Source organism: Thermocrispum sp., assembly GCF_002919275.1.
In the GTDB taxonomy this organism is placed as follows: domain Bacteria; phylum Actinomycetota; class Actinomycetes; order Mycobacteriales; family Pseudonocardiaceae; genus Thermocrispum; species Thermocrispum agreste.
In genome coordinates this window covers 106142-114363 of the sequence record NZ_PKFA01000012.1, presented here as the reverse complement: position 1 = coordinate 114363, position 8222 = coordinate 106142, and the positions used below count along the sequence as shown (strand labels likewise).

At 69.0% G+C, this 8222-nt stretch carries 9 protein-coding genes; 2 read left to right on the top strand and 7 right to left on the bottom strand.

Annotated features, from left to right (window positions below; translation table 11 throughout):
• Positions 1-329 precede the first annotated feature (329 nt).
• On the bottom strand, positions 330-671 hold the full coding sequence (locus CXP56_RS18975) for a VldE C-terminal domain-containing protein (protein ID WP_342665102.1): 342 nt from the start codon (positions 669-671) through the stop codon (positions 330-332).
• On the opposite strand from CXP56_RS18975, the gene CXP56_RS18970 reads away from it, so the two are divergent.
• A complete protein-coding gene (locus tag CXP56_RS18970; protein WP_342665101.1) occupies positions 658-1158 on the top strand; it encodes a hypothetical protein in 501 nt (166 codons plus the stop codon). The two genes, CXP56_RS18975 and CXP56_RS18970, sit on opposite strands and share 14 nt — an antisense overlap.
• 44 nt (positions 1159-1202) lie before the next feature.
• Here the strand turns inward: CXP56_RS18970 and CXP56_RS02510 are convergent, their stop codons facing one another.
• The 5 genes from CXP56_RS02510 to CXP56_RS02490 form a co-directional block, all read right to left on the bottom strand.
• The gene (locus CXP56_RS02510; RefSeq protein ID WP_038044784.1) at positions 1203-1964 is read right to left on the bottom strand and encodes an SIR2 family NAD-dependent protein deacylase; all 762 of its coding nucleotides are present in this window, start codon (positions 1962-1964) and stop codon (positions 1203-1205) included.
• Positions 1965-2199: 235 nt separating this feature from the next.
• Entirely contained in the window at positions 2200-3213 is a 1014-nt protein-coding gene (ligD, locus tag CXP56_RS02505) for a non-homologous end-joining DNA ligase (RefSeq protein ID WP_028847199.1), read from the bottom strand.
• Complete coding sequence (locus tag CXP56_RS02500) at positions 3206-4390, bottom strand: ATP-dependent DNA ligase (protein ID WP_286899565.1); 1185 nt, start codon at positions 4388-4390, stop codon at positions 3206-3208. Before CXP56_RS02500 ends, ligD begins: the two co-directional genes overlap by 8 nt.
• A 413-nt stretch (positions 4391-4803) precedes the next feature.
• Positions 4804-5748, bottom strand: a complete 945-nt coding sequence (locus CXP56_RS02495) for a pseudouridine synthase (RefSeq protein ID WP_028847198.1) — start codon at positions 5746-5748, stop codon at positions 4804-4806.
• Between the two features lie 34 nt (positions 5749-5782).
• Positions 5783-6403 (bottom strand): alpha-ketoglutarate-dependent dioxygenase AlkB family protein, encoded by a 621-nt coding sequence (locus CXP56_RS02490; RefSeq protein WP_028847197.1) that lies wholly within the window; start codon positions 6401-6403, stop codon positions 5783-5785.
• Positions 6404-6650: 247 nt separating this feature from the next.
• On the opposite strand from CXP56_RS02490, the gene CXP56_RS02485 reads away from it, so the two are divergent.
• A complete protein-coding gene (locus tag CXP56_RS02485; protein WP_286899560.1) occupies positions 6651-7706 on the top strand; it encodes a helix-turn-helix domain-containing protein in 1056 nt (351 codons plus the stop codon).
• Between the two features lie 58 nt (positions 7707-7764).
• On the opposite strand, the gene CXP56_RS02480 is transcribed toward CXP56_RS02485, so the two are convergent.
• Positions 7765-7944: a hypothetical protein gene (locus CXP56_RS02480; protein WP_156899146.1), complete on the bottom strand. Its 180-nt coding sequence runs from the start codon at positions 7942-7944 to the stop codon at positions 7765-7767.
• Positions 7945-8222: the final 278 nt, after the last annotated feature.

Genomic DNA, 8222 nt, shown 5'->3' with positions numbered 1-8222 from the left:
GACAGCGATCGACAGCGATTGACGCTGTACCGAACCAGGTTTGCCGCCGCCTTGCATCGGCCGCCGGGCGGCTGGTCGGGTGTGTGGCCGATCGCGCTGCCGGTGCTTGCGCTCATCTGGTTCGTCCGGCAAGCGGGCAGCTTCGCCGCCCACCAATCAGGCGATGGCGCTGCCGGTGCTTGCGCTCACCTGGTTCGTCCAAACGGGCAGCTTCGCCACCCACCAGCGGGACACCATCGCCGCAAACCGCGGATCGCGTCGTGTGACGTCCCAAATTCGTCCCACGCGCCCCTTCGCCGCGAATCGTGGTGGAGGGGTGCTTGTACGGGTCAGCAGGTGACGTCGATGTCTTCGCCGGAGAAGCTGACATGGACGTGGTCCATGTGGTTGGCGGTGGGGGAGCCGCGGTCTTCCATCATGGACCAGCCGCTGCCGTCGTTGTAGCGCTGCTGCCAGATCACGTAGGTGACGCCGAAGTCCTCCTGGTTGTCCAGGACGTAGTCGGCCAGCTTGTCACCGGTTGCCGGATCGACCATGAAGTCCAGCGCCAAGCCGCTGGGGTGGTCGCTGGCGTTGGCGCGGGCGGCGCGGCCGCCGATGTCGGAGACGCCGAACTTCTCCTTGATGTGGTTGCCGACCTGGGCGACGGGTGGCTGCGTGCCGGCCAGCACGGTCGGGCATGGCTCAGCCGGCTTCTTCGGTGGCGCGGTCTTCTTCGGTGCACGCACCGTCGCCGTCGCCACGGCCTTCGAGCTCGTGACGGTCGGCTTGCTGCGCGCCGTGCGGCGGTCGTCGCCCGACGTGGCGCGCTTCGCCTTCGGTACGGCCGACTTCGCAGCCGTCGCGGCCGAGCTGGACGGCGCGGCGCCGGGGGACGGGTGTGCGGCGACCTGGGCCTGTTCGCCCGACGTTTCCGTACCGTTACTGGCAGTGGCGAACGAGACCGCGGCGGCCAAACCCATCGCGGTGACCGTTCCGGCGATTGCGCCGGGAATCTTCAAGGACCGGGGAGGGCGGGGGGCACGATGTCGGCCAGCCATCACTCAACCAATCAGGACGAATGAACGGATTTCTGGCATTTCGGGGTCTGCCTTGCTGCATTACTGCAAGGCCTCGGCAAGATTACGAAAAGAAAACAGAGGTGTCATCGGGTTGTGACAGCTGTCACGCCAGGTGTGCGAGGAAGGTAGCGAAGCTGCAGGTCAGAGCAGTGATGGCAGCACGGTTCCGAGTGGTCCGCGCAGCACTTCGGCGGCGAGATGATCGTACGGAGTGGGCTCTGCGTTGCAGATGATCACCTTTGCCCCGGCGTCGGCGGCAATTCCGACCAGGTCGGCTGCTGGATGGACCGAAAGGGAAGTTCCGGCGGCCAAAAGGAGGTCGCACGACTCCGCCGCGGATTGTGCGCGAGCTAACACCTGAGGATCAAGAGCTTGGCCGAACGAGATTGTGGCGGATTTCAAAATGCCGCCGCACAGCCGACACGGTGGATCCATTTCACCGGATTCCACGCGAGCCAATGTCTCACGCATCGGCCGCCGATCGGAGCACTGCAGGCACACCGTCTGGTGGATGGTGCCGTGCAGCTCGACGACGATGTCCGCCGACGACCCGGCCTGCTGGTGGAGCTCGTCGATGTTCTGGGTGATGAGCGCGGCGAGCTTGCCGGTGCGCTCCAGCTCGACCAGCGCGCGGTGGGCGGCGTTGGGGCGGGCCTGCCACGCCGGATGACGCAACCGTTCCTGCCAGGCAGCCCGTCGCACCTCGGCGCTGGCCAGGTACGACTGGATGGTCACCAGCTTCTGGGCCGACGGGTTGCGGGTCCACACGCCTTGCGGCCCCCGGAAGTCGGGGATGCCGGACTCGGTGGATATCCCGGCACCGGTGAGAGCGACGATCCGCTCGGCTTCGGCGATCAGCTCGCGGGCGCGCTGCAGCGCCGCCGTTTCGTCTGCGTCGGTCATGTCGCCCCCATCTTGCCGCATCGTGCATCGTCATGGAGGTCGACGACGTGGTTGGCGGGTATCTCGTCGTCTGCGTCCGCACGCTGCAGCCGTCCAAGTCCTGGCGCCGGAAATCGTTCAGGTTCCCGCACCGTCGCGCGCACCCCGCGGGTGATGGCGCCGTCCATGCCCCTGGCCTGCCGGCCATCGGAGCCGTGTCCGGCCGAGTCCCTGGTGAGTGGGAGGCCCCCGCGCGTCACCGGGGCTTCTTCGCCCGGCTGGGTGCCACGCGCGGCGGTTCGTTGGGCATTTTCGGGTACACCGGCGGCCACGGCGCGTCCATCATGCCGCTGGCCAGGTCCCGGTCGTACTGCTCGAGCAAGGGTTCGATCGATTGCGGCTCGCGGGCCGGGCCCGACCAGGGGTTCCCGCGCGCTGCGACCAGCGCGGGCACCGTGGCGATGGTCAGGTCGTCGGGCTCGACGTCGTCGAGCTCGTCCCACGCGAGGGGAGTGGACACCTGCCCGCCGACCCGGGGGCGGACACACCAGGCGCCGAAGACGGTCTTGTGCGGCGCGTTCTGGTTGTAGTCCACGAAGACCCGCCGCCCACGTTCTTCCTTCCACCACTGGGCGGTGATCAGATCGGGATGACGCTTCTCCAACAGGCGCGCGAGGGCGACGGCGGCCGCGCGCACCTGGTAGGAGTCCCAGCGCGGCTGCAACGGGACGTAGATGTGCAGACCGCGGGATCCGGACGTCTTCACGTTCGCCCGGATGCCCAGCTCGCCCAGCAAGTCACGCGCCAGGCGGGCGGCCTGCTTGACTTCGTGGTAGCCGACACCGGGCGAGGGGTCGAGGTCGACCCGCAGCTCGTCGGTGTGTTCCGGGGTGGCGGCGTGGAACGGCCACACGTGGAAGCCGAGACAGCCGAGGTTGACGGCCCAGACGACGTGCGCCATGTCCTGCACCACCAGGGCGTCGGACTTGGTGCCGTTCGGCGTGGCGACCTCGGTGGTGTGCACCCACTCCGGGGTGCCGGCGGGTACGCGCTTCTGCCACCACGACTTGCCGCCGACCCCGTTGGGGTAGCGCTCCATCATGACCGGGCGCCCGCGGATCCACTCCATGAACGGCTCGGCGACCGCACGGTAGTACTCGATCAGGTCGAGCTTGGTCTCCCCGCGCTGCGGGAAGAAGACCTTGCCGGGATTGGACACCACGACGTCGACCCCGTCGGCGTGCACGGTGATCGACTCGGCCTTAGCCATCGGTGCCCTTTCCCGGATCGTCTGCGGCATCCGATGGCGAGCCTCCGTCATCCGGCGCGGAGCCGTTCCGGCCGCCGGCCGTTCGCGCGGGAGCAGCTTTCGCCTCGGTGAACAGCGTCGCCAATTCGGCGGGTGGCACTTCTTCCAGCTGCGAGTACGTGCACGACTCCGGCGTGCGATCCGGGCGGAACCGCACCAGGCGGCCGCCGTGCCGCAGCCTGCCCGCCATCAGGTGCTCGTAGCGGATCTCGGCGACCAGCTCGCATCGCAGCGGCTCCCACGACATGTCCTTGTCGGCGTTCCAGCGGTTCAGCCCGCCGGGCATCCGGCTGCCCCGCAACTGGGCCTGCGTTTGCGCCTCCACCCAGTTGCGCCACGGATGGTTCTCGGCCGCGTTCTCGCGCAACGGCGCCAGCTCGTCGACCAGCTCCGCGCGCCGCTTGGCGGTGAAGCTGCTGGCGACACCGATGTGGTGCAGCCGGCCCTGGTCGTCGTACAGGCCGAGGAGCAGGGAACCGATGCCCTTGCCGTCCTTGTGCCAGCGGAACCCCGCGACCACACAGTCGGCCGTGCGCTCGTGCTTCACCTTCCACATCACGCGCTTGTCCTGCTGGTACGGAGCGTCGAGCGGCTTGGCCATCACCCCGTCGAAGCCCGCTCCTTCGAAGCGGGTGAACCAGTCGTGCGCCACGTCGGGATCTTCGGTCAGTGGCGTCAAGTGCACCCTGGCCAGCGTCTCGTCGAGGATGCTCGCCAGGGCTTGGCGCCGCTGCCGGAACGGCGCGGAGGTCAGGTCGTCGTCACCCAGCGCCAGCAGGTCGAACGCGACGAAGCTGGCCGGGGTGGCCTCGGCGAGCATCTTCACCCGTGACGCGGCCGGATGCAGACGGTTCTGCAGCGCGTCGAAGTCGAGGCCGGTGTCGGTCACCACGACGATCTCGCCGTCGACCACACAACGCGGCGGCAACGCCTCCAGCAGCAGCTCGGCCAGCTCGGGAAAGTACCGGGTGAGCGGCCGGTCGTTGCGCGAGCCGAGCTCGATCTCGTCGCCGTCGCGGAACACGATGCACCGGAAGCCGTCCCACTTCGGCTCGTAGGCCAGGCCGGGCTCGCGGGGAACCTCGTGCACGGCCCTGGCCAGCATCGGCCGCACCGGCGGCATCACGGGCAACTTCATGCATTGATCCTAGGAGCGCGCAGGGACGACCGCAGCCGTCCGAAGTCACGACCGCCAGGAGAGCAGCCGCCAGCGGGTGGCGGCGAGCAATCACCCGCTGGCGCGTGGAGGCGAGAAATTGCGCTTGGAGACGGCCTCGGGCAAAGCAGACGGCGCCGGTGGCTTGCGCGCTGCCCGGCAGAGCGGGGAGCTCACCGCGGTACACGTCATGGCGGTCGTCGTCACGCGTGAAGCGAGGAGTGCGGTTGGGGGTGAAGCCGGGTGTGCTGCCATGCGTGGACCGGAGCGTGCTGCCGCGAGTGGAGTGGAGCGTGCTGCCGCGAGTGGAGCCGGGCGTGCCGTCATGCGTGCAGCCGGGCGCGCCGTCGTGAATTGAGTGAGCAGCGCCGCCGTGGGCAGAGCGGGGCACGCCGCTAACGGCTTTCGGCAGCGGTGGGCCGCTCCGGCGTCTCGCGCCAAGCGGACAGCGAAGCCGGGCTGGTGAACCACCTCTCCTGTTTGCTGATCGGGTCGATGAACGCCAGCGTGCGGGCCAGTAGCTGCAATGGCCGGCTGAAGTCGTCCCACGCCGACGGCCGGACGTGCGGATACACCGGGTCGCCGACGATCGGGATGCCGAGCGCGTTCAGATGCACCCGCAGCTGGTGCGTGCGCCCGGTGCGCGGGACGAGCCGGTAGCGCCCGAGATCGCCCCGCCTTTCCAGCAGCTCGACGTACGTCTCGGCATTCGGCTCGCCCGGGACCTCGTGCGCCTGCAGCACTCCCCTCCGCTTGACGATCCTGCTGCGCACCACGGTCGGCAGCGTCAGATCCGGTCGCACCGGGGCGATGGCCTCGTACTCCTTGTGCACCAGCCGCTGAGCGAACAGCTTCTGGTAGGCGCTGCGCAACTCCGGCCGCACCACGAACAGCAGCACGCCCGCGGTCGCCCGATCCAGCCGGTGCGCCGGGCTCAGCTCCGGCAGGCCGAGCTTCTGGCGCACCCGCACCAGCGCGGTCTGCATGACGTGCTGCCCCCGCGGCGTGGTCGCCAGGAAGTGCGGCTTGTGCACCACCACGATGTGCTCGTCGCGGTGCAGGATCTCCACGTCGAACGGGACCGGCTTCTCCTCCGGCAGCTCGCGATGGAACCACACCGACAGGCCGGGGCGGTACGGGGACTCCGTCGCCACCGGCCCGTCCGCGGTGACGAACCGCCCTTGGCTCAGCATGGCGTCGATCCGCTCCGGCTCCAGGCGGGACAGCCGGACGTGCAGGTACTCGCGCACCGTCCGCCACGGCCCTGCGGGCGGCAGCACGATCCGCACCGCGTCCAACCCGTCCCGCTGGGGTAGGGGTGACGCCTCCCTCTTGCTCATCGCTGCCAGTGTCGCGCATCGCCGCGCGCCGCCGTCAGCGCACGCCCCGCGGCCGGAACTGAATGCTGATCCGTGGGCCGACCGGCTTGGTCGTCTTGGGCACCGCATGCTCCCACGTCCGTTGGCACGAGCCGCCCATCACCAGCAGGTCGCCGTGGCCGAGGGGGAAGCTCAGCTGCTTGCCGCCCCCGTTGGGGCGCAGCGCCAGCTCGCGCGGGGCGCCGACGGACAGGATGGCCACCATGGTGTCCGCCAGCCTGCCGCGGCCGATGCGGTCGCCGTGCCAGGCGACGCTGTCCCGACCGTCCCGGTAGTAGCACAGCCCTGCGGTGCGGAACGGTTCCCCGAGTTCGGGCAGGTAGTGCGCGGACAACTTCTCCCGCGCTTCGGCCAGGATCGGATGCGGTAGCGGATCGTCCTCGTCGTAGAAGGCGAGCAGGCGCGGAACGTCGACGACCCGGTCGTACATGACCCTGCGCTCGGCGCGCCACGGCACCTCGGCGGCCAGCCGCTCGAACAGCGTGTCGGCGCCGGTCAGCCAGCCGGGCAGGACGTCGACCCACGCCCCGTGGCTGAGCTCGATGCGCTCGGCCCTGCTCAGCGGCGCCAGCCCTGGGTCGTCGACCAGATCGAGCAACGATCCTTGCAACTCCATGACGCCAGGGTAGCACACGTTTCGAACATATGTTCTAGTGCGGGTTGCGGGGGAGGGCGTGCCCGACGGCGCGCCCGGCGCAACGATCTACCGGGTATCCGCCGAACCGCCGGGTAATGTTGCGCGCATCGGCAACATTTCGATACCTCCGGATGGCGCAGTGATCGGTCCAAACGGGGTGCCTTAACTGACTTAACCGGTTGTGGGGTTTATGCTCATCGCAAAGTCCTTCCGGAGGTGACACGACATGGCCCGCAACGCCCGACGTCAGTTCGCGCGGCGGCTGCGGGAGCTGCGCGAGTTCGAGCTGGGGGAGAAGATCACCCAGGAGGGGCTGGCCGCGGCGTTCTCGGCGACCCGGGCGATATCGGGTGCGGCGATCTCCGCATGGGAGAACGGCAACAGCGACAAGCGCCCCTCCGACGAGCGGCTGAAGCAGTACGCGCTGCTGTTCAGTTCGCCGGCCAATCTGCGCCCCAAGCCGACCGTTCCCTCGGAAGCGAGCCTGGACGCGCAGGCGCGGCAACGCTTCGTGGAGCTGCGCCGGGAGCTGCACCGGCTGCGTGACGAGGCGGAACAGGAAGCACGCAGGGAGAAGTCGGTCGCCCCGGCGGCCGCACCGCGCAACGAGATGTGGGCGCACGACAGGGCGGACGACATCATGGTGGTCACGTCCGAGGTGAGCGAGGACCGGCTGCCGGAGACGGCGCGGCCGCGCAACGTCAACTACTCGCGTCTGGCTCGTTACGGCGACATCGACGCGTTCTTCGAGATGTACGTGAAGTTGGCCGCGATGGGTTACCAGAACCGGCACCATCGGTCGGCCAACGACCGCGGCATCGACCTCGAGCAGACGCTGGTGCTGATCGGCGGGCCCGGCCGCAACCGGCTGACCCGCAACTACCTGCAGTTGCTCGACCTGCCGGTGCGCCAGCAGGGCCAGCCGTTCGGCAAGCCGGAATTCTTCGTCACGCCGGAGGGCGAGGAGCTGCGGCCCCGGGTGGCCGACTTCGCCGACGGCGAGCAGGAGCTGGTGGAGGACATCGGCCTGTTCGTGCGGGCCAGGAACCCGGCCAACCCGCAGACCGACGTCACGATGTGCACCGGCTGCTACACCGCGGGCACGCTGGCTGCCGTGCGCGCCTTCACCAACCCGGACGTGGCGGACGCCAACATCGAGGTGGTGAAGTCCAAGGTCGGCCGGATCTCGGACTTCTACGTGCTGTTCCGGGTTCCCGTGGTGAACGGCAGGGTGCCCGCGCCCCGGCTGGCCGTCTCGCTGTTCGACGCGCAGGCGATCTGACGGCCCGGGCCGGACGGGAGCCGGGTGGACCGTGCCACCCGCCGATCGGCACGCGGTGTCAGCGCACGCTGCTGCTCACGCTGTCCTGGTCGAACCTGGCGCTGGCCTCGTCGACGATCTCGGCGAGCTGGACCACGCCGAGCAACAGCACGACCACCACCGCCGCGATGGCGAGCTTGAGTGCTTCGCGCCAGTAGGCGACGGCAAGGATCAGCAGCAGGATGATCGCGATCAACATGACCATCTCTCCTTCCCCCTCGTGCTGCCGGCGTCGCCGGTGCCGCCGGGCGAAGTGAGATGGCCCCCTTCGACGGCGGCAGGCTAAGCCTGGACTCGCGTCATAGTTAACTGCTCCACAGGTAGAGGCAGGTTGAAGTAACAACTTAACCATCGCAGTTGGTGAAGTTTAGGTCAATACTCCAGTTGGGGACTGTGGGGCGATGTCGTCGGACGACCTGGCTCGCCGGTCGCAGCGAGCCCGCCCACGGGAACGGCCGACCGAGAAGGACGTGGTCG